This is a genomic window from Pseudomonas sp. WJP1 (genome assembly GCF_028471945.1).
Classification (GTDB): Bacteria; Pseudomonadota; Gammaproteobacteria; order Pseudomonadales; family Pseudomonadaceae; genus Aquipseudomonas.
Genome location: NZ_CP110128.1, coordinates 668,550 through 686,990, shown reverse-complemented (window position 1 = coordinate 686,990; position 18,441 = coordinate 668,550). Strand labels below are relative to the sequence as shown.

Genomic DNA, 18,441 nt, shown 5'->3' with positions numbered 1-18,441 from the left:
CATGATCATCGACTGGCACACCCTCAATCGCGAACCCAGCCTGCCGGGGCTGTATGTGCAGGCGGCGACGCGGCGCAAAATCACCGGCACCACCCTGCCCGATTCGGGCTTGCGCTGCTGGCTCGATGTCGATCCAATGCGCCTGGCGACCTATCGCAAGGTCTGCGGCTTCGCCGACAACAGCCTGCTGCCACCCACCTATCCGCACATCCTTGCATTCGCCTTGCAGATGCAATTGCTTACCGCCCGGGACTTTCCGTTCCCGCTGCTGGGGCTGATTCACCTGAGCAATCGCATCCGCGTGCTGCGGCCCATGGGCGGGGTCCATCGAGTGCGGGCCAGCGTATGCGTGGAGAACCTGCAACCCCATGCGAAGGGCGCGACCTTCGATCTGGTGACCACGCTGGATGATCAATTGGGAACGCTCTGGGAGGCGCAAAGCCAGATGCTTTGCCGAGGGGTGAAGCTTGAGGGCGAGCCCGTCGAGGAGCTGCTCGCCTCGACACTGGCACTGACGCAAGTCGCCCAATGGACAGCGCCCGCGGACATCGGCCGGCAGTACGCCAAGGTATCGGGCGACTACAACCCGATTCACCTGAGTGCGGCCAGCGCCCGGATGTTCGGTTTTCCCTCGGCGATTGCCCATGGACTGTGGAACAAAGCCCGCACCCTGGCCGCCCTGGCCGAGCATCTGCCGGCCGCGAATATCGAGATCGCAGTGCAATTCAAAAAGCCGGTGCGCCTGCCCAGTGAGGTGACGTTACTGGCCAGCGCCGCGGGTTCAAGTGGGGATCTGCAATTGGTCGGGGCGGGTGATCTGGAGCACATGGTGGGCCATTGGCGGCCGATTGCCTGACGCTAATCGGACGACAAACACCTTCTTGTTGTAGGAGCCAGGCTTGCCGGCGAAGGCGTCCGAAAGACCAGCGCAGAATTCAAAGACGCCTTCGCCGGCAAGCCTGGCTCCTACAGGTTTTTCATCCGGCCCATAACGGATTCAGCGCCTCGCAAACTCCCCCAACGGCTGCGGGAACAGGTTATTCAGCGTCTCCAGCAACCGCACGTGGTAGATCGGCTTGCGAAACAGGTCCAGCACCTGCAACCGCAACATGTCGCTGACATCCTCCATGTCGGCATGCCCGGACATCACGATCACCGGCAGATGCTGGCGCGCCGTGTGCTCGCGCAAGCGCTTGATCAACGACATTCCACTCTCCTCCGGCATGCGCAGGTCGGTGATGACCAGCGCGATATCCGGATTACGCGTCAGATGCTGCAGCGCCAGCTTGACCGAAGTCGCGGTGAAACAATTGAAACCCTCACCCTCCAGCAACTCCGCCAACTCAAGCAACGCATCCTCCTCGTCATCGACCAGAAGCAGTTGTTGGCGCGGCAGTGCGGGAGCGTTCATAGGCAACACCTGGAATAGACTAAGCGCTGACATTAGAACCCGCCTTGTGCATTAGCAAGTGACAGCCGACTTAACCACCGGCGGGGGCAGCCACCATTGCACCGGTGATTCTTGTAAAGATTCCGGTGATCGTCGTGCCCATGCCGCCGCTGAGCCCGGCAATCACCACCGCGACCATCGCGGCGACGATGGCGTACTCGATACCCGAAGCCCCCTCGGTATCCTTCGCCAGCCCTTTGTAAAAAGCGATTTCAGATTTGACCTTCTGGAGCAGCTTGGCGAAAGACATGAGGTTCTCCTTGAGGACACCGAGTGTTGCACCGACGCAACATGATTCCCCTGTGCCAGCACCAGCATTGTCGGCATTCCCCCGCCGAACAACTGTAAAAACGCATTAACACGAAAGTATTAATCGGTTCGTTGACGTCAAAAAACCTTTGATTTGAGCTGAACTTCGATTTTTCGTTAGAAATTTCCTGCCGAGTAATGGCGTTTTGCTCTAGCTGCGCTACCGTCCAATAGCGAAATAGTTCCATGTTCATAGCTGCCTGATTGCGTAGTTGTCTCGTTGCGGAAAACGAGTTCTTTGTGCAGCGGGGAAGGGAGTGCCGTCATGAACAGTCGTGTCATCCTAGGCCTAGCCGGACTGTCTCTGGCGGGTGCGGTCATTGCCGGTTATTGGGGCTTCACCTTGACCCGTGATCCGACCGCCACGCCCGTCGCGCAAGCCGCGATCGCCCCCCTGACATCCACAAGCCCCGCACCGACTGCCCAGGCAGAAGAGGACACGCGCCAACCGATCGTGGTGTTGCTGCATGACATCGCCCCGTTCGTGCAAATCACTGCCGCCGATGTGGCCCTGGAAAAACTGCGGACCGTCCCGGCCGGCAGCCTGACCCGACTCGATCAAGCCATTGGCCGCACGCCCTGGCGCGCCCTGACTGCCGGTAGCTGGCTCAACGACGAGAGCTTTGAAGGCGGCGGCAAGCTGGCGCGGATGATCCGGCCCGATGAGCGCGCACTCGCCGTGGCCGTGGATGAAGTGATCAATGCCGGCGGGCAACTGACCCCCGGGGACTATGTCGATGTGCTGCTGTTCCTGCGCATGGACGCCAACAACATCCAGCCCTCGGCCCAACTCGCGGTCCCGGCCTTGCGTGTACTGGGGGTGGGCGAGCAATTGGGCCTGACCAACGATGGCCAGCCCTCCAGCCCGGCCCATGGCAACGATGAAAAACTCCGACAGGAACAACAGCGCGCCAGCGCCCGCACCGTGCTGCTCGCCGTCCCCGAACCCCTGGTGAGCCGCTTGATGCTCGCCGCGCAGTCCGGGGTGTTGCGCCTGGCCGTGCGCAGCGCCGAGGAAAAACGCCTGGCGCGTTACTGGGCCGGTGAACGCGATTCTGCGGCCAACATCGCCAACGCCAATCGCGACTTGATCCAGTTCAACCAGTTGGCCATGACCGCGCCGCCCAGGCCCATGGTCGCCAGTAGCGCAGCCGCGCCTCGCCGGTCGGGTGTGGAAGTCATCCGCGGCAACGAAACCACGCAAAAGTCCCCCTGAATCGAGCAAGGAAACGCTTTAATGCGCAGACGTAGTACGCCGTTGTTCAACGGCTTGATCTGGGCCACCTTGCTGAGCGGCTTGCCGGTGACGGCAGCCATCGCTGCCAACGGCAATTGTGCCGCGCTGGGCCCCTTGCCAGCGGTGCTGGAAGTGGGCGAAGGCCTGCAACAGGAAGTGCAATCGCCCGTGGCAATCACCCGGATCGCGGTGGGCGACCCGAAAATCGCCGACGTGCGAGTCAATGGCGACCAGGCATTCCTGCTCACCGGCATGGGCTCCGGCGCCACCAGCCTGATGGTCTGGACCGCCTGTGCCAGCGCGCCGCGTCAAAGCATGGTATTCGTCCAGGGCCGCGCGACGACGGCCATGACCAGTGCCCGGCAGTCACCCTCCGATGACCCGCTGCTGCCATCGCAAGTGCAGACCGACATCCGCTTCGTCGAAGTCAGTCGCACCAAGCTTAAGGAAGCCAGTACCTCGATCTACGGCAAAACCTCGAACTTCCTGTTCGGCTCCCCCGGTACCGTGCCCAACACGGCAGTGACCCCGCGGGTGTTCCCGTTGCGCAACCTGGATCCGCGGATTGCCGTGCCGAGCATTCCGCTGGCCAACGACATGTACAACATCGTCGCCGGCGGCGGCAACTTCCTGGCCATCATCAATGCCATGGAAAGCAGTGGCTTTGCCTACACCCTGGCGCGGCCGAGCCTGGTGGCGATCAGCGGACAAAGCGCAAGCTTCCTGGCGGGCGGTGAAATACCGATCCCGATTCCCAGCGCCAACAGCAACAGCTACTCCATCGAATACAAGGAGTTCGGCATCCGCCTGACGCTCACGCCAACGGTGGTCAGCAACGACCAGATCGCCCTCAAGGTCGCTCCCGAAGTCAGCGAACTGGATTACAACAACGCCGTGACCATCGGCGGCACCACGGTGCCGGCGTTCACCATTCGCCGTACCGACACCAGCATCTCCCTGGCCGATGGCGAAAGCTTCGTCATCAGCGGCCTGATCAGCACGCAAAACACCTCGCAGGTGGACAAGTTTCCGGGGCTGGGCGATATCCCGATACTCGGCGCGTTCTTTCGCAGCTCCTCGATCAATCGCGAAGAACGGGAACTGCTGATGATCGTCACGCCGCACCTGGTGCAGCCGCTGGCCGTGAATGCGCAACTGCCGTCGCTGCCGGGAGAAAAACTGCGCAATTACGACCCCAACTGGTACCGCCTGTACTTCCTCGAAAACGGCGACTTCGATAAACGCAGCGGACTATCGCAATGAGCCAGAACCTGAGCCAGACCTTCCTCGCGATCACGCGCAACAGCACCGACCTTGAATGGCTGCAAGGCGCGCTCGCCCCCTTGGGCCAAGTGGTCAGCGCCGGTGGCGGCAGCCTCGACGAATTGCTGGCGCTGGTGGACGTGACCCTGGCCAGCCTGGTGTTCGTGGGCCTGGACCGTGAGCACGTCGTGGCCCAGTGCGCACTGATCGAAGGCGCCCTGGAAGCCAAGCCGAGGCTGGCCATCGTCGCGCTGGGCGACGGCATGGACAACCAGCTCGTACTCAACGCCATGCGCGCCGGGGCCCGGGACTTCGTGGCCTACGGCTCGCGCTCCAGTGAAGTCGCCGGGCTGGTGCGGCGCCAGAGCAAACGCCTGCCACCGGTGGTGCCCAATACTCACCTGGGCGGCCTGACCGTACTGTACGGCGTGCAGAGCAACGCCGACGGCGCACTGCTGGCCAACCACATGGCGCAGGTGGTGCAAAAAAGCGGACAGCAAACGCTGCTGCTCGACCTCGGCCTGCCACGGGGGGACAGCCTGGCCCTACTGGGCCTGGAGAGTTCGTTTCATTTCGGTGATGCCCTGCGCAACTTGCGTCGCCTCGACGCGACGTTGATCGACAGCGCCTTTACCCGTTGCGAAGCCGGGCTGCGGATCCTCGCCTACGCCACCCAGGATGAACCGCTGGAACACACCAGCGCCGCCGAGTTGTACATGCTGCTCAGCGCCCTGCGCCAGCACTTCCAGCACATCGTCGTGAACCTCACCGGCCAGCCCGACAGCGAAGCCTTGCGCACCTTCGTCAGCCATTGCGACAAGCTGCTGTGGTACACCGACCAGAACGTGCTCGACTGCCGCCGCAACCTGGCGGTCCTGAACCTGTGGCGCGAAAAAGGCATGAAACTCGATCACGCCAAGCTGCTGGTGGATCGCTACCTGCGCAGCGTCGCACCAGACTCCGAAGCCTTGGGCAAAAGCTTCGGCATGGAGATCATCGCCACCCTCGCCTACAGCCCCGAGGTGCGCTTGAACGCCAAGAACCAGGGCGTGACCCTGTTCGAACTGGCCCCCCGGGAAGTGCTCACTCAAAGTCTGCGCAACCTCGGCGAACGCCTGGCCAAACGCTCCGAAAACCTGGCCAAGCCCAAGTCCTGGTTCAGCCGTTTGAGAGGTACGCCATGAGCAGCGAAAAACTGTTCGGCGCAACGCACCGCGGGGTGGCCGGCAACACCGACCACGAAGGCCTGAAACTGGTGTTGCACCGCTACATCATCGACGCCATCGAGGAGTCCGGGAAAAACCTGCTCGAAGGCTCGCGCCAGGTGCTGGCGCAGTTCGTCATCGACAAAGTCGCCGAATACATCGCGCGCCTGCACCTGGCGATTTCGCGCTACGAGATGGAGCGCCTGGCCGAAGAGATCGTCGACGAACTCACAGGTTTCGGCCCACTGGAAGTGCTGCTGCGTGATTCGGCCGTCACCGAAATCCTGGTCAACGGCCCGCACCGCGTATTCATCGAGCGCGATGGCGTACTGCATCAGAGCGACTTGCGTTTCATCGATGCGCACCATGTCGAGCGCGTCATCCAGCGCATCCTCGCGCCCCTGGGCCGGCGGCTCGATGAGTCTTCGCCGATGGTCGATGCGCGCCTGCCAGATGGCAGCCGGGTCAATGCGATCATTCCACCGATTGCGCTCGACGGCCCGTGCCTGTCGATTCGAAAATTTCGCCAGGACATGCTCAACAGCACCGACCTGGTGGCCATGCAATCGATCGACCAGGCGATCTACGAATTCCTGCAAGAGGCCGTGGGCAAACGCTGCAACATCCTGATCAGCGGTGGCACCGGCACCGGCAAGACCACACTGCTGAACATTCTCAGCCAGTTGATCGACCCGCACCAACGGCTGGTGACCATCGAAGACGTCGCCGAACTGCAACTGGGCCACCCCCACGTGGTGCGCCTGGAAACCCGGCCGCCGAATGCCGAAGGCCATGGCGAGGTGAAAGCCAGCGACCTGATTCGCAACGCGCTGCGGATGCGCCCGGACCGGATCATCCTCGGCGAAATCCGCGGTGTCGAAGTGGTCGACGTACTGACCGCGATGAACACCGGCCACGACGGTTCCATGAGCACCGTGCACGCCAACAACGCGCAGGATGCGTTGCTGCGCCTGGAAACCCTGGTCGGCCTGACCGGTCGCAGCATTGCCGAACGAACCTTGCGCCAGATGATCTGCGCGGCACTGGACGTGGTGATCCAGTTGACGCGCATGCCCGATGGCCGCCGCTGCGTCAGCGAAGTGGTCGAGGTGATCGGCATCCGTGAAGACGTGTACGTCACCAATACGCTGTTTCGCCTCGACCGTCGTAGCGGTTTCGGTTTCATGCGCGAGGCGGTCAATCCCGCCGGTGACAAACTGCGCCGTGAATCGGCGCTCTCTCCCTCGATGTATTGAAGGCCACGGCATGCTCAAACCGCTGCTGCTCATCCTCGTTTGCCTGGCGCTGCTTGGGCTGTCGGCTCGTCTGCTCGTTCGCGGCTTGCGCGAACCCGGCACCCAGCGCGTGCTGGAACGCCTGGCCCAAGGGCAACCGGAGCGGGTGGCGCGCAAAACACCCTGGACGGGACTGGATCGAGCCTTCTTGCGCGCCGGCCTCGGGCGGCCCACCGAACGCCTGGGTGTGTGGCTAACGCTGTGGGGCTCGAGTGTCTTGCTCGGCTTCATCGGTGGCGGCTGGCTGGGCTTGCTTGCCCTGTTGCTGTTGCCGCCCCTGCTCCTGCGCCTGTATGTCGATTGGCGTTACCAGCGCCGGCTCAAGCGCATGATCGAACAATTGCCGGCGCTGCTCGATCACAGCGTGCGCAGCCTGAAGTCCGGGCGCACCCTGGCCGATGCGGTGCTGGGCGCCATCGACGCCGCCGAAGACCCGCTGAAAGATGCCTTGGGCCGGGTGAAACGCCAGGTGCACATGGGCATCAGCCTGCCGGACGCCACCTCGGACTTCGCAGAGCTCTACGACAAAGACGAACTTCGCCTGTTTGCCCTCGGCTTGAAGGTCAACCACCGCTACGGCGGCAATGCCAGTGAACTGCTGGAAAACCTGATCAAGATCATCCGCGAACGCGAACAGGCAGCTCGCCAATTGAGCGCCATGACCGGGGAAACCCGGGTCACGGCGGTGGTCCTGGCGCTGATGCCGGTCGGGGTCGCCGGCTACTTCCTGATGTCCAATCCAAAGTACCTGATGACCATGTGGGACGACAGTTCGGGGCAATCGATGCTGATGGGAGCGCTCGCCCTCCAGGTGTTCGGCTGCCTGGCGCTGTGGCGGATGTTGCGCAGCCTATGAACCCGTCCCTGCTGCTGAGCTCGCTGCTGTTCCTGCTGGCCTCGGGCTTGTTTATCGGCGTCATGGTGCAACTGCGTCGGCGTGCGCGCCAGGTGGTGCAGCGCCTGGACGGCAAAACGCCAGGCGAAAGCCGCTTCAGCCAATGGCTGCACGCGCTGGGCACCAGCCGGGTCGGCCAGCAGTCGGTCAAGCTCGACAACGAAACCCACACGCTGCTCAATTGCCTGGGCTGGCGCACCGCGCGGCAACGGGCGTTGTTCGCCGCCTTGCAGGTTGGCGTCCCGGTATTGGCGCTGGCGCTAAGTGCACTGGTGCAGGGGCTGTTCTTCTCCCAGGTCACGCGCCCGTGGCTGGTCCCGGCGTTCGCCCTGGGGATCGGTTATCTGCTGCCCAAGCGACTGCTGGCCGCTGCGGCGCACCACCGGCAGAAAAAACTGGCGATGGAAATCTCCACCTTCATACCGTTGCTGCGCATCCTGTTCGAATCGGGCATGGCCGTGGAGCAATCGCTGCGCGTCTTGAGCAATGAAGGCAAACAACTGATGCCCGAACTGACCCACGAGTTGCGCCTGGTGCTGGCCCGCGTCGACTCGGGCCTGGAGCTGGGCGATGAACTGAACAAGGCCAGCCGTTTGCTGGCGGTCGACGAATTCACTGACACCTGCGTGATCCTGCAACAGCTGATCCATCAGGGCGGCGGTGCAATGAAATCCCTGCTGGCGCTCAAGCTGTTGCTCGATGACAAGCGCCTGGCGCGTCTTCAGGAATACATCTCCAAGATGTCCGCAAAAATGTCCGTCGTGATGATGCTGTTCCTCTTCCCGGCGTTATTGATCGTACTGGCGGGCCCGGGCTTCACCGCCCTCGCCCGGGCTTTTGCTTCCTAGAGGAATCGTGATGAAAGCAATGATTGCAGGTTTGTGTCTGCTGATGCTGGGGGGGTGCGCGAGCAACGGACAGACACCCTGGAGTGCCATGACCGGCACCGCCAGTTGCGGCAAATTGAACGCCGAACAACAGCTGGCGCTGAACCTGGCCGATGACATGGCCAATGACGGCAAGCTGCACGCCAGCCTCGCCAACCTGCAGAGCCTGCCCGATAACCTGGCCGACGTGCGCCTGCGCAAGGCCAAGGTGTATCGACTGCTGGACCGCAACGAAGCCGAGCCGCTGTACCGCAGCCTGCTCGGCGGCTGCCTGGCCGCCGAAGCCGAACACGGCCTGGGCCAACTCGCCGCTGCCCGGGGCGACCATGGTTTGGCCCAGGCGCACCTGCAACGGGCCGCCCGACTGGCGCCCACCGACGAAAAAATCCGCAACGACCTGGGCGTGGTGTACCTCAATCAACTGCGCATCGAAGACGCCAAATTCGAATTCCTCACCGCCATCGAGCTCAAGCAGGGCGATCAACTGGCCGCCGTGAACCTGGTGACCCTGTTGATCTACCAGGACGACTGGAACCGCGCCGCCGAGCTGGTCAGCCGCCTTGGCCTGAAACCGGCCCAAGTCACCCAGGCCCAGGCCCGCGCCGAGAAACTCAAGCGGCCAGCCAGGCCTGGATCGACCGTAGCCGCGCAAGTCGCCGCCGTTCAGTAGGGAGCCCCCAGATGAAACCGACCACCCTTTGTTGCCTCGGCCTGCTGACCCTGCCACTGGCCGCCCACGCCATCGACGCCGGCCCCTCCTCGGCGCAACAACAGGAAACTGAAGGCTGGCTGCAACTGCAAAGCAGCAACACTGCCGCCTCCACCAAGCCGCAAACCGCCAGCGCTACCGAGCGTGAACTGGCGATGCAGCGCTGGTTGAAAAGTTTTCAGCATGAGATCCCGGAGTTCTTTGATCAGTATGAGGGTGGAACGGTGAACAGCGGATCGCAGGAATAAACTGATTTTTTTGGCGTTTGACAGACCATCTTCGCGGGCAAGCCTCGCTCCTACAATTGAAATGCATTCCCCTGTGGGAGCGAGCCTGCTCGCGATGAACGATGATGCGGTCTCCTTGGCGGAGCGCTATGGCTGCGGATCGAGGTTATCCAGCGCCCGATTCACCGCCAGCTCCCCCAGCATGATCACCTGGGCAATCCCCAGCAGCGTATTGCGTTGCGACCCCTCCAGGAACGCCGCGAAGTCATTGGCCATGACACTCGCCGACGCAAGGGATTCACAGGCGTGGGCCAGCAGGGTTTCGGTGTCGATATCGGGCGAGATGACGAACATCGTGCTGGGCTTGCGCACGGTGGGTGTCTTGAGTGGATTGAGGTAGTGATCGAGGGCGCGGTCGGCGGCTTCGTGGAGGGTTTTTGAGTTGGGGGATTGGTAGGGTGAAACGTCGTCGGGTGCGGGGGGATTGGGGGTGGGTTTGATCATGGTTACACCTCTGGGATGAAATGGAGCCACGTCCAAATCGCCGCGATGCAATTTGGGGTGGCAGCTGTACGCGGGTTCGCGGACCGATTCCCAGAGGCTGCTCGGCATACCCGAAGGTATCCCGCGCACAGGCGCCATGACACGAACGACAGACACCGAAAAGTGTTGTTGTTCTGTGGAGCGATTATGCCTCAGGAATCGAGCCGCGACGCCCGGACGCTGATTTTTTCAGCGACGGACAAAGGCTAGAGGTCAGGCGTCTGACGGACAACCTGAAAAGCGTGTCGGATGTTTCCGAGGGATTTGAGGGATTCCGCACAACAATGGTTGGTTGTCAGGCCGTCTTCGCGGGCAAGCCTCGCTCCTACAGGAGATTCAGTACATCCGCCAGATTCAGGTCGGCTGTCAGGCCGCCATCGCGAGCAGGCTCGCTCCCTAAGGGGATGGGTACATCTGCCAGATGTTGGTCGGCTGGCAGGCCGCCGTCGCGAGCAGGCTCACTCCTACAGTGGGTCTGTGTACATCTGCAGGAAACAGGTTGGCTGTAAGGCCGCCATCGCTGGCAAGCCAGCTCCCACAGGGGATTGGTATATCTGCCAGATGTTTTTCGGCTGGCAGGCCGCCATCGCGAGCAGGCTCACTCCTACAGTGGATCGGTGTACACCCTCCGCTCTTCACCACTCATCAGGCCGAGCGTTAGCTCGCCTTCAGCTTTTGATTTTGATCTTGATCTGCCGGCCCCTTCGGGAGGCTGAGTGGAGGTGTTCATCCGGGGAGTGGCGCGCAGCGCCGTTCGACGCAGTCGAACACGCTGCATGTAGGTGCCAGCGAAGCCAACCGGAGGGCAGTGTCCCCGGATGGATACCGGAGCGAAGGAACCCCGAGCCTTAGCGAGGGGCCGGACGCTGGGGCGAGCCTTTTTTTGCTTACTTTTTTTTGGCGTTTGAAAAAAAAGTGAGTCGCCGTAAGGGCGAAACCATAAGTGGCCGTTACCGTAGGAATGGATATGTACACAAAATCCTACAGCGGGGATCAGCTCGTCGACGCCCGATGCCGCTGGCCCAAATTACTCGGCGTCAACGCCAACGCCAATTGCGTGCGATTATGCATATGCGTCAACCGCAACACTTGCGACACGTACAACTTCACCGTGTTCTCGGTAATGCCCAACTCGCAGGCAATCTGATAATTCGTTTGCCCCTTGCCCACCAACCGCGCCACCTCCAGTTGACGTGGCGATAGCTGATTGAAGATCGCCGGGATCTCGGTCCGCTCCTTATCGCCGTCATCCCCGCCCGACGCTAGCGGTGTGCGCCGAACCCGGTCCAGGTCCTGATACAGATCATCGAGCGACTCGGACAGGTATTGCAGCTTCTGGTTCAGATGCCCCAACTGCAACGCCTTGTGCCGTTCCTGCAGTGCCACTTCCTGGCGTTGCACGCCTTCAAGCAACTCGCCCAGATCGATCGGCTTCTGGTAGTAATCGGCAACACCGGCGCGCAATGCCTTGATCACATCCTGCTTGTCCGCCTGCCCGGTGAGCATGATCGCTTCGAAAGCCCGGTGTTTGCCGCTCAGGCGTTGCAGCTCCTGGACCATTTGAATGCCGTCCAGGCCAGGCATGTGCAAATCGCAGAGGACCAGGCCGATGTCCGTGTCTTGTTGGAAATGTTCGATCGCCTGATGGCTGGATTCGCAGGGAACGCAGCGGTAGCCGTTACTCTCAAGAAATTCGCAAAGCTCTGAAACGATCAAGGGCTGATCGTCGACCACAAGGACTTTTACTGCCGAAGTACGCTTGTTCACGTGCAACTCCCTGCAAGGCCAAGGACTGACCGTCCTATTACTGAACCTGAGGCTGTTCGACCCCTGTATGAAAGTAGTCGCTCTTTCGCTGCTGTACAAAAACAGATGTCTAACCGAGCCAGGCAAACGTCAGCAACAGCCCCACCAGCAGGAAGGGGGCAAAGGGTTGTTTCCTTGACAGACCGGGCTCCAGATAACACAGGCGACTTCTAAGCCCTTGACTGATATGAAGCCAGACTCTTGGCGCCAGCAGCAGCCAACACACACTGGCCAGGCCGGCGCCGATGAATACGCCCAGTACATGCCGACCATCGGTCGCCAGCCCCAGGGCGGTCATGAGTTTGACGTCCGCGCCGCCCAGGCGACGCATCGCGTAGGCGGGCAAGGTAAAGGCCAGGGCCAGCAACGCGGCCCAGCCGCCCTGCTCGGCGGGTGCGCCGATCCAGGTGGTTCCGCTCCATAGCAGGTATGCCAGGGCCAGCGCCCCGACGCCCAGGGTCAGTCGATTGGCGATGTGCCGTTGCCGGGCATCCTGGGCTGCGCATAGCGTCAGCCAGATCAGTAGGACAAAGCTTGGCATCCGGTAAAAAACGTCCGTTATGGCGGAATGATTCTATGCTGACATTACTTCGTGATGTCAGGGTAGACGCACCCATGAAAAGCAACCTCCCTCGTAAGCAAAAAGGTGCCGTAGCGATTGAATTTGCCTTGGTGTTCGTGATCTTTTTTGCCGTGTTCTACGCGATTGTCACGTATAGCCTGCCGCTGCTGCTGATGCAGTCGTTCAACCAGTCGACCGCCGAAGCCGTGCGTCGTAGCGTGGCCCTGGACCCGAACACGCCCGGCTACGAGGCCGCGCTGAAAAACATCGTCAAGCAGGAACTGACTCGGCAGTTGGCGTGGATTCCCGCCGGGCTGAATTTCGATGTCGCCAGCGACACGACCACCACTTATACGGGCGGCGTGTTGAAGGTGGTCATCCACTATCCCTCGCAAAAGTTGAACGCGGTGATTCCCTTTCTGAACCTGCCGGGGATTGGCCCCGTGCCGAATTTACCGGCCACGCTCACCGCCAGTTCGAGTCTGCAATTTTGAGTGCCGGGGATAAACTTTTCGGGCGCCTGCTCAACCGCCACCCGCCCGCGCATCAGGAAATCGCGCCGCCCCCGAGCGTGCTCAGCGTCGGCCTGCAAATACAGCTCGATGCCCAAGGCCGGGTGTTGCACCTGACCGGCCCGTTGCGACATCTGCTGGCCCAGCAGGTGCCTACGGCACAACTTGCGCATCTGCAGGATTTTCTCTTGCCCCATTGCAGCCTCGCTATCGAGGGCGCTCCCGCCGATTGGCAAGGCCAGCACCTGGACCTGGATTTCTACAGCCTCAGCGGCCCGCCCCTGCACCTGCGTGGCTGGGTCCAGCCAATGGCTGATGCCTGGTTGCTGCAGTTGCTGGACATCGGCGACCTGCTGCTTGAACGCCGACAAGCGCGCGTGCGCGAGCAGTGCCAACTGCTCGCGGCACAGATCGGGGAGCAGTTGCGCCTGTGCGGCCTGACGCGCTTGCCCGACGTGCTGACCGACCAATTGCAATCGCTGGCGCAACGCTTTCACATTCCCTGTATCGCCCTGGCGTTGCTCGATGAGCAGGAGCAGGGCTGGCAGATTCACCAACACTATGCCGACTTCGACGTGTCCAGCCTGTGGCATAACGGTCAGCGCCTGGGTACCGGTCTCGACAGCTTGAACGGCTCCACGCCGTATCACCTGAACCTGGCCGAACACCCGCGGCTGCAAGGCACCTTTGGCAATGCCGAGGGTTTCGCCGTGCCCTATCACGACGCTCAAGGCGTGGTGGCCTGGTTGCTCTGTGGTTGTTACCCGGTCCATCAACAGGCCCCGGACGTCAGCGAGCGCGACTGGTTGCAGTTCGCCGCCGCCCTCGCCGGCCCTTTGCTGGAACGCTTGCGCGAACATCGACACCACCTGCAGCTGGAGCGCCTGGAGTCGTTGCAGGCGCTGCTCGGCACCGGCTGGTGGGAAATGTTCAGCGACAGCACCGAGGTGCAATTGGCCCCCTCCCTGACCCGCGCCTTGAACCTTGGCCATGAACGTTTGCCGCTGCAGGACTGGCTCACCCAGGTGCACCCCGCCGACCGCGAAGAGTTGCACAGCCGCCTGCAGGACTTGCAACACGAAGGCACGCCATTGCTGTTGTGCGTGCGCCTGCACCGTGCCGACGGCGACGCTCCAACGGTCTGGTATCGCTTGCAAGGCCAGGCCCTGGGCGTAGGCAGCCAACGGCGTCTTGTCGGATTCATGCTCGACATCAGCGACATCAAGAACCAGGAGCAACTCGCCGCTGCCGCCCATGCGCGCCTGGACAATCTGATCGCCAGTTCACCCGCGGTGATTTACGTGCAGCGCTATGTCGAAGGTGCGTTGCAACCCACCTTCTTCAGCGACAGCCTGCAACCCTTGCTGGGCTGGACGCTGGCCGATTGCGCCGGTGCGGCGTTGGTCGATCGCGTGCACCCCGAGGATCGCGAGCGCTATTTCCAGCGCACCCGCCTGCTGCTGCGCGAAGGTTCGGTACGCGCTCGTTATCGGCTGCGCGACAGTCGTGGCGATTACCACTGGCTGCTCGACGAAGCCCGGCTGCTGCGCGATGACCTGGGCTTGCCGGTGGAAGCCGTCGGCCTGTGGCTGGACGTCACCGAAGCGACGCTGGCGGCCGAGCACGTCAAGCAGAGCGAGGAGCGTTACCGGATGTTGGTGGAGGACTCGCCGGCCATGATCTGCCGCTACCGTCCGGACCTGACCCTGACTTTTGGCAACCGGCCGCTGGCGACGTACCTGGAATGTTCGCCCGAGGGTTTGCCGGGGGTGAACCTGGGCAGTTGGTTGTCGGCGCAGCAGCGCGAGTCCTTCCTGCAGCGCCTGAGCCAACTGAGCCCGGAGTTCCCGGTCAGCACCGCGGAAATCAACCTGCAGTTGCCCGGCCGGGAACACGCCTGGTGGGTCTGGTCAGATCGCGGCGTGTTCGACGAGCAAGGCCGCCTGCTGGAAGTCCAGGCCGTGGGCCGCGACAACACCGAAGTCCGGCGCGCCCAGCAACAACTGACCCAAAGCGCGAAAATGGCCACATTGGGTGAGATGGCCACCGGCCTGGCCCATGAAATCAACCAGCCGCTGAACGTGATGCGCATGGCGATCATCAATGTGCTCAAGCGCCTGGGCAATGGCGATGTCCAGATCGAATACCTGACCGACAAGCTCAACCGCATCGACGCCCAGGTCCAGCGCGCCGCGCGGGTGGTGGACCACATGCGCGTGTTCGGCCGTCGCTCGGACATTGAACAACACCCGTTCGACCCGGCCCAGGCGATCGAAGGCACGTTGTCGCTACTGGCCGAGGGGATGCGCGGCAAAGGGGTGGAGCTGCGGGTCAGCGAGAGCGGTTTCGCGGTACAGGTGCGCGGGTATGTCGATCAGCTGGAACAGGTGTTGATCAACTTGATGGTCAACGCCCGGGATGCGCTGCTCGGCAAGCGTGAGGCCGATGGGCAATTCAAGCCGTGGATCGCGCTGTACGCCGAACGCGATGAACACAGGGTACGGCTGTGGGTTGAAGACAACGGTGGCGGCATCGACCCGCGCTTGCTCGAGCGGATCTTCGAACCCTTCTTCACCACCAAGCCGGTGGGCGTCGGCACAGGGCTGGGGTTGTCGGTGAGCTATGGCATCGTGCAGAACATGGGTGGAACACTCAGCGTCAGCAACTCGGCCGAGGGCGCGCGGTTTTGCATCGAGCTGCCGATTGTGCCCGCCGATCAGATCACCAGCGACGCGCGCCCGGCGTGACAGCTGAGGTTGGCGCCGACTTCGACCTTGTTCAAGTCGATGCCCAGGCTCGCCAGCAACGTATTGATCAGGGTGTCCAGCAGCGGGCTGAGCACGGTGTTGATCGCATTGACCAATGCGGTGGTCACGTCGTTCAAGATGCTTCCCAGGCCACCGACGATGCTGCCCGACGGCCCATACATGTTCACACCGAGGTTGCTGACGGTGGTGCTCAGGCTGTTGACGATGTTGTTGGTGGTGTAGGCGTAGAAAAACGGTGGCTGATTGATTTCCGGAAGGTTGGCGGCGGCGGGTGCGGAATACACGTGGGGGATGTTGGCGTTTTGCGCTACAGGGATATTGACCAGGATGTCGATGCCGCCGAGGGACTGATGTTTGTAACAGTCCGTCGGTAAAATCAGAAACCGCTTGCAGGTCTTCACGCCAACATAAATGACTTGGAGCGGGTTCACGACATTGGTTGGCGGGAGCGTGGCGGAGCCGAACACATCTTCCTGGGTTATCTTTCCAATTTTCAGTCCGATCAGCCTGGTCGTGGTGCTGGTCGTCAGGCTTTTGTTGGTCGCGCTCATGCAACTGTAAGCCGTGACGTAACTCCAGGCACCACCCGCTTCCAGGGCGACATCGAGCTGTATCGATGGTTGTAGAAGCCTGATGTCCGGTGTATCACAGGCTGCACCCAAGAGGCAGGTGAGCGCATCGATCACCTCAACCAGATCCAGATGACTCAGTGCTTTAAGGGTAGGCATCAATGGTGTGACCAGATCGGCAACTGCATTGAGCAATGGCTCGATGGCGCCCAGCACCGGCAGGTCGATCGACAACAACGTCTTGACCTGGGCAGTTCGAACATAGATCCGGTCAGGCCCCAAAGGTGCCAAGGCTGCCTTTTTCGGATTACCCACGGCCGATAGTTGCGGTGGCTGCATCACCTGCACCTGCGCGGTGATTTTCGCCAGGCCGGAAAATTTGATGGGCAAGGTCGCCACCAGGCCGTTTTGCTTGTTGGCCAACTGCACGACGCCTTCAATCAGGTCGAAGGCTTTGAGGTTCACTGCCAGGGCCGAGATGTCACTGCCACTTTCGACGTGCAACAGGTCGCCCAGTACGACGCTGGTCGTACCGGCCGCCAGCTTCAGCGCCTTCAAGCTGACGATCGTGGCACTCGCCGCCAGGGTGCCATTGGGGTCCAGGACATTGATGGCGGCCTGGATCAACTGGCTGACGGTGATGCTGTTGGACAGCACCTGGTCATAGCCTGCGGCGGTCAGGCCGAGGTCGACTTTCAGGCGATTGAGGTAGCTGAGCAGGCTGATGTTGCTATTGACCAGGCCATTCCAGCCTGCGGCATTGATCGTCACGTTGCCTCCCAGCAAGCCGCCGAACAGCGAACTGGTTATGGCTGCCTTGCTGTCATCGAACGTCAGCACGGTGCTGCGAATGGTCAGTGCCGCCAGCGGCGGCGGGAGCGCGGCGACGGCCTTGGCCTTCAGGGTCAGGGTCGAGCCCGCAGGTGCACCGCCAAACAGTGCGCCGATGCCGCCAGCAAGACTTTGCGGCATGACGTGGCTGGCGATGACCTGGATCGCTTCACTTTTGCCAGGGTCGGCGGCAAATATCCGCAGGCTGTTGGCATCCAGGGTCAGCCCGCCGCAGCTGACCGTCAGTGCGCGCCCGTCGCTGGGCAGAGGGAAACCATTGCGCTGGGCGCTGGCGGTGGCATAGCTGGTCGCGGTGGCACCCGTGGAACAATCACCGCCCCGTGTGGCGGCTTCAAGCGCGGCCATGTCGGCGATGCGCTGCAGGTTGCGTTTTTCCAGGTAGAGCCGGCCGCTGTCGATCACCAGCAGCATGAACGCCAGCGCCAGCGCCAACGTCACCGCCGCCATCAGGCCAATGGCCCCTTTTTGTCGGGCAGGGCCGCGAAACTGCATGCGAGGCGACATCGCGCACTCCTTTGCCGGCGCACGGCCGAACGTGACCTCCGTGGGTGTAAGGCAGTGTAGACAAGGGATGGCACGACTGCTGGCAACTCGCCATCGCAGGCGTCGCGCCTGACACACCACGTTGTATGGTTCGTCCGTAGGAGCCAGGCTTGCCGGCGAACCAGGCACCGCGGTTTATCCGTAGTACCGCGTTATCGTTCTTCGCCGGCAAGCCTGGCTCCTACAGTGGGGGGTGCAGGCACGTTGTTATCGATGGGGTGGATAGTTGGCCAAAATCCGCGTCACCGTTTCGTGGATCGCATTACTGCGGTCCGTCGGGTTCGGCGTGCGGCTGAGCATCTGCTCGTCACTGCCGCGCCACACCAGCTTGCCGTCCTTGCCGTCGAGCAGGTCGATCTGGATCGTCGCGACCTTGTAGGACACCAGACGGGTTTCGTTGTACATCGGCGCGCCATAGTAGCCGTACCAAGGGTAGCCCCAACCGCCGCCGTAGTTGGTCGTCACCTGTTGCTGGCGATCCTCGACAATCAGATAAGCCTGGACACTCACGTCTCCCTTGGCGCCGGCCTGGCGCAGGCCTCGCTGTTCGAGCTGTTCGCCCACCGATTCACGCACGCGCTGTTCGGTCAGGTCGCTCTTGATCCTGGGGTCATCGGGACGGTATTGCAGCGCGGGTTCTTTCCAGCTCCAGGTGCGATAGGCGGCAAAATCGCGGCTGGCATCGAAGTCATGATTGACCTGGTTGGCGGCGCAGGCACTGAGCAGCACGGCCACTGCCAGTAAAGCGAGACGGCGGAACATGATGATTCTCCGGTAGAAGACATGAACCTGCGAAGTGCTTCTTGACC

The 18,441-nt window shown here is 62.0% G+C and carries 18 protein-coding genes; 11 read left to right on the top strand and 7 right to left on the bottom strand.

What is annotated here, in order from left to right; translation table 11 throughout:
- Nucleotide 1: 1 nt before the first annotated feature.
- Entirely contained in the window at nt 2–856 is an 855-nt protein-coding gene (locus OH720_RS03075; RefSeq protein ID WP_272604521.1) for a MaoC family dehydratase, read from the top strand.
- 141 nt (nt 857–997) lie between these two features.
- Here OH720_RS03075 and OH720_RS03070 read toward each other — a convergent pair whose 3' ends face one another.
- Nucleotides 998–1,411 carry a response regulator gene (locus OH720_RS03070; RefSeq protein ID WP_180204116.1) on the bottom strand — a complete coding sequence of 138 codons (414 nt, stop codon included), beginning with the start codon at nt 1,409–1,411 and terminating at the stop codon, nt 998–1,000.
- A gap of 70 nt (nt 1,412–1,481) precedes the next feature.
- Nucleotides 1,482–1,700, bottom strand: a complete 219-nt coding sequence (locus OH720_RS03065) for a Flp family type IVb pilin (protein WP_272604520.1) — start codon at nt 1,698–1,700, stop codon at nt 1,482–1,484.
- A 324-nt stretch (nt 1,701–2,024) separates the two neighbouring features.
- On the opposite strand from OH720_RS03065, the gene cpaB reads away from it, so the two are divergent.
- From cpaB to OH720_RS03025, 8 genes are read left to right on the top strand one after another with little or no spacing between them, the layout of a single operon-like run.
- The gene (gene cpaB / locus OH720_RS03060; RefSeq protein WP_272604519.1) at nt 2,025–2,975 is read left to right on the top strand and encodes a Flp pilus assembly protein CpaB; all 951 of its coding nucleotides are present in this window, start codon (nt 2,025–2,027) and stop codon (nt 2,973–2,975) included.
- A 21-nt stretch (nt 2,976–2,996) separates the two neighbouring features.
- The gene (locus OH720_RS03055; RefSeq protein ID WP_272604518.1) at nt 2,997–4,259 is read left to right on the top strand and encodes a type II and III secretion system protein family protein; all 1,263 of its coding nucleotides are present in this window, start codon (nt 2,997–2,999) and stop codon (nt 4,257–4,259) included.
- A complete protein-coding gene (locus tag OH720_RS03050) occupies nt 4,256–5,443 on the top strand; it encodes an AAA family ATPase (RefSeq protein WP_272604517.1) in 1,188 nt (395 codons plus the stop codon). Before OH720_RS03055 ends, OH720_RS03050 begins: the two co-directional genes overlap by 4 nt.
- Nucleotides 5,440–6,720, top strand: a complete 1,281-nt coding sequence (locus tag OH720_RS03045) for a CpaF family protein (RefSeq protein ID WP_272604516.1) — start codon at nt 5,440–5,442, stop codon at nt 6,718–6,720. The genes OH720_RS03050 and OH720_RS03045 overlap by 4 nt, the downstream gene beginning before the upstream one ends.
- A 10-nt stretch (nt 6,721–6,730) precedes the next feature.
- The gene (locus tag OH720_RS03040) at nt 6,731–7,615 is read left to right on the top strand and encodes a type II secretion system F family protein (protein ID WP_272604515.1); all 885 of its coding nucleotides are present in this window, start codon (nt 6,731–6,733) and stop codon (nt 7,613–7,615) included.
- Complete coding sequence (locus OH720_RS03035; protein ID WP_272604514.1) at nt 7,612–8,502, top strand: type II secretion system F family protein; 891 nt, start codon at nt 7,612–7,614, stop codon at nt 8,500–8,502. Before OH720_RS03040 ends, OH720_RS03035 begins: the two co-directional genes overlap by 4 nt.
- A 10-nt stretch (nt 8,503–8,512) precedes the next feature.
- Nucleotides 8,513–9,211 (top strand): tetratricopeptide repeat protein, encoded by a 699-nt coding sequence (locus OH720_RS03030; protein ID WP_272604513.1) that lies wholly within the window; start codon nt 8,513–8,515, stop codon nt 9,209–9,211.
- Nucleotides 9,212–9,222: 11 nt separating this feature from the next.
- Entirely contained in the window at nt 9,223–9,498 is a 276-nt protein-coding gene (locus OH720_RS03025) for a DUF3613 domain-containing protein (RefSeq protein ID WP_272604512.1), read from the top strand.
- A 126-nt stretch (nt 9,499–9,624) separates the two neighbouring features.
- On the opposite strand, the gene OH720_RS03020 is transcribed toward OH720_RS03025, so the two are convergent.
- From OH720_RS03020 to OH720_RS03010, 3 genes are all read right to left on the bottom strand, one after another.
- Nucleotides 9,625–9,981 carry a DUF6124 family protein gene (locus OH720_RS03020; RefSeq protein WP_272604511.1) on the bottom strand — a complete coding sequence of 119 codons (357 nt, stop codon included), beginning with the start codon at nt 9,979–9,981 and terminating at the stop codon, nt 9,625–9,627.
- A gap of 1,032 nt (nt 9,982–11,013) precedes the next feature.
- Nucleotides 11,014–11,787: a response regulator transcription factor gene (locus OH720_RS03015; RefSeq protein WP_272604510.1), complete on the bottom strand. Its 774-nt coding sequence runs from the start codon at nt 11,785–11,787 to the stop codon at nt 11,014–11,016.
- 109 nt (nt 11,788–11,896) lie between these two features.
- Entirely contained in the window at nt 11,897–12,367 is a 471-nt protein-coding gene (locus OH720_RS03010) for an A24 family peptidase (protein WP_272604509.1), read from the bottom strand.
- Between the two features lie 74 nt (nt 12,368–12,441).
- Here OH720_RS03010 and OH720_RS03005 point away from each other — a divergent pair, with 74 nt between their 5' ends.
- Nucleotides 12,442–12,882: a TadE/TadG family type IV pilus assembly protein gene (locus OH720_RS03005; protein ID WP_272604508.1), complete on the top strand. Its 441-nt coding sequence runs from the start codon at nt 12,442–12,444 to the stop codon at nt 12,880–12,882.
- The gene (locus OH720_RS03000) at nt 12,879–15,647 is read left to right on the top strand and encodes a PAS domain-containing sensor histidine kinase (protein ID WP_272604507.1); all 2,769 of its coding nucleotides are present in this window, start codon (nt 12,879–12,881) and stop codon (nt 15,645–15,647) included. Before OH720_RS03005 ends, OH720_RS03000 begins: the two co-directional genes overlap by 4 nt.
- Here the strand turns inward: OH720_RS03000 and OH720_RS02995 are convergent.
- Nucleotides 15,617–17,593 carry a pilus assembly protein TadG-related protein gene (locus tag OH720_RS02995; RefSeq protein ID WP_272604506.1) on the bottom strand — a complete coding sequence of 659 codons (1,977 nt, stop codon included), beginning with the start codon at nt 17,591–17,593 and terminating at the stop codon, nt 15,617–15,619. The two genes, OH720_RS03000 and OH720_RS02995, sit on opposite strands and share 31 nt — an antisense overlap.
- A gap of 246 nt (nt 17,594–17,839) precedes the next feature.
- Entirely contained in the window at nt 17,840–18,394 is a 555-nt protein-coding gene (locus tag OH720_RS02990) for a DUF4136 domain-containing protein (RefSeq protein ID WP_272604505.1), read from the bottom strand.
- Between the last annotated feature and the right edge of the window lie 47 nt (nt 18,395–18,441).

What these genes read in the sequence shown, in the direction of transcription:
- OH720_RS03075 (WP_272604521.1), top strand. Translation starts at nt 2, where the DNA reads ATGATCATCGACTGGCACACCCTCAATCGCGAACCCAGCCTGCCGGGG.
- OH720_RS03070 (WP_180204116.1), bottom strand. Translation starts at nt 1,411, where the DNA reads ATGAACGCTCCCGCACTGCCGCGCCAACAACTGCTTCTGGTCGATGAC.
- OH720_RS03065 (WP_272604520.1), bottom strand. Translation starts at nt 1,700, where the DNA reads ATGTCTTTCGCCAAGCTGCTCCAGAAGGTCAAATCTGAAATCGCTTTT.
- cpaB (WP_272604519.1), top strand. Translation starts at nt 2,025, where the DNA reads ATGAACAGTCGTGTCATCCTAGGCCTAGCCGGACTGTCTCTGGCGGGT.
- OH720_RS03055 (WP_272604518.1), top strand. Translation starts at nt 2,997, where the DNA reads ATGCGCAGACGTAGTACGCCGTTGTTCAACGGCTTGATCTGGGCCACC.
- OH720_RS03050 (WP_272604517.1), top strand. Translation starts at nt 4,256, where the DNA reads ATGAGCCAGAACCTGAGCCAGACCTTCCTCGCGATCACGCGCAACAGC.
- OH720_RS03045 (WP_272604516.1), top strand. Translation starts at nt 5,440, where the DNA reads ATGAGCAGCGAAAAACTGTTCGGCGCAACGCACCGCGGGGTGGCCGGC.
- OH720_RS03040 (WP_272604515.1), top strand. Translation starts at nt 6,731, where the DNA reads ATGCTCAAACCGCTGCTGCTCATCCTCGTTTGCCTGGCGCTGCTTGGG.
- OH720_RS03035 (WP_272604514.1), top strand. Translation starts at nt 7,612, where the DNA reads ATGAACCCGTCCCTGCTGCTGAGCTCGCTGCTGTTCCTGCTGGCCTCG.
- OH720_RS03030 (WP_272604513.1), top strand. Translation starts at nt 8,513, where the DNA reads ATGAAAGCAATGATTGCAGGTTTGTGTCTGCTGATGCTGGGGGGGTGC.
- OH720_RS03025 (WP_272604512.1), top strand. Translation starts at nt 9,223, where the DNA reads ATGAAACCGACCACCCTTTGTTGCCTCGGCCTGCTGACCCTGCCACTG.
- OH720_RS03020 (WP_272604511.1), bottom strand. Translation starts at nt 9,981, where the DNA reads ATGATCAAACCCACCCCCAATCCCCCCGCACCCGACGACGTTTCACCC.
- OH720_RS03010 (WP_272604509.1), bottom strand. Translation starts at nt 12,367, where the DNA reads ATGCCAAGCTTTGTCCTACTGATCTGGCTGACGCTATGCGCAGCCCAG.
- OH720_RS03005 (WP_272604508.1), top strand. Translation starts at nt 12,442, where the DNA reads ATGAAAAGCAACCTCCCTCGTAAGCAAAAAGGTGCCGTAGCGATTGAA.
- OH720_RS02995 (WP_272604506.1), bottom strand. Translation starts at nt 17,593, where the DNA reads ATGTCGCCTCGCATGCAGTTTCGCGGCCCTGCCCGACAAAAAGGGGCC.
- OH720_RS02990 (WP_272604505.1), bottom strand. Translation starts at nt 18,394, where the DNA reads ATGTTCCGCCGTCTCGCTTTACTGGCAGTGGCCGTGCTGCTCAGTGCC.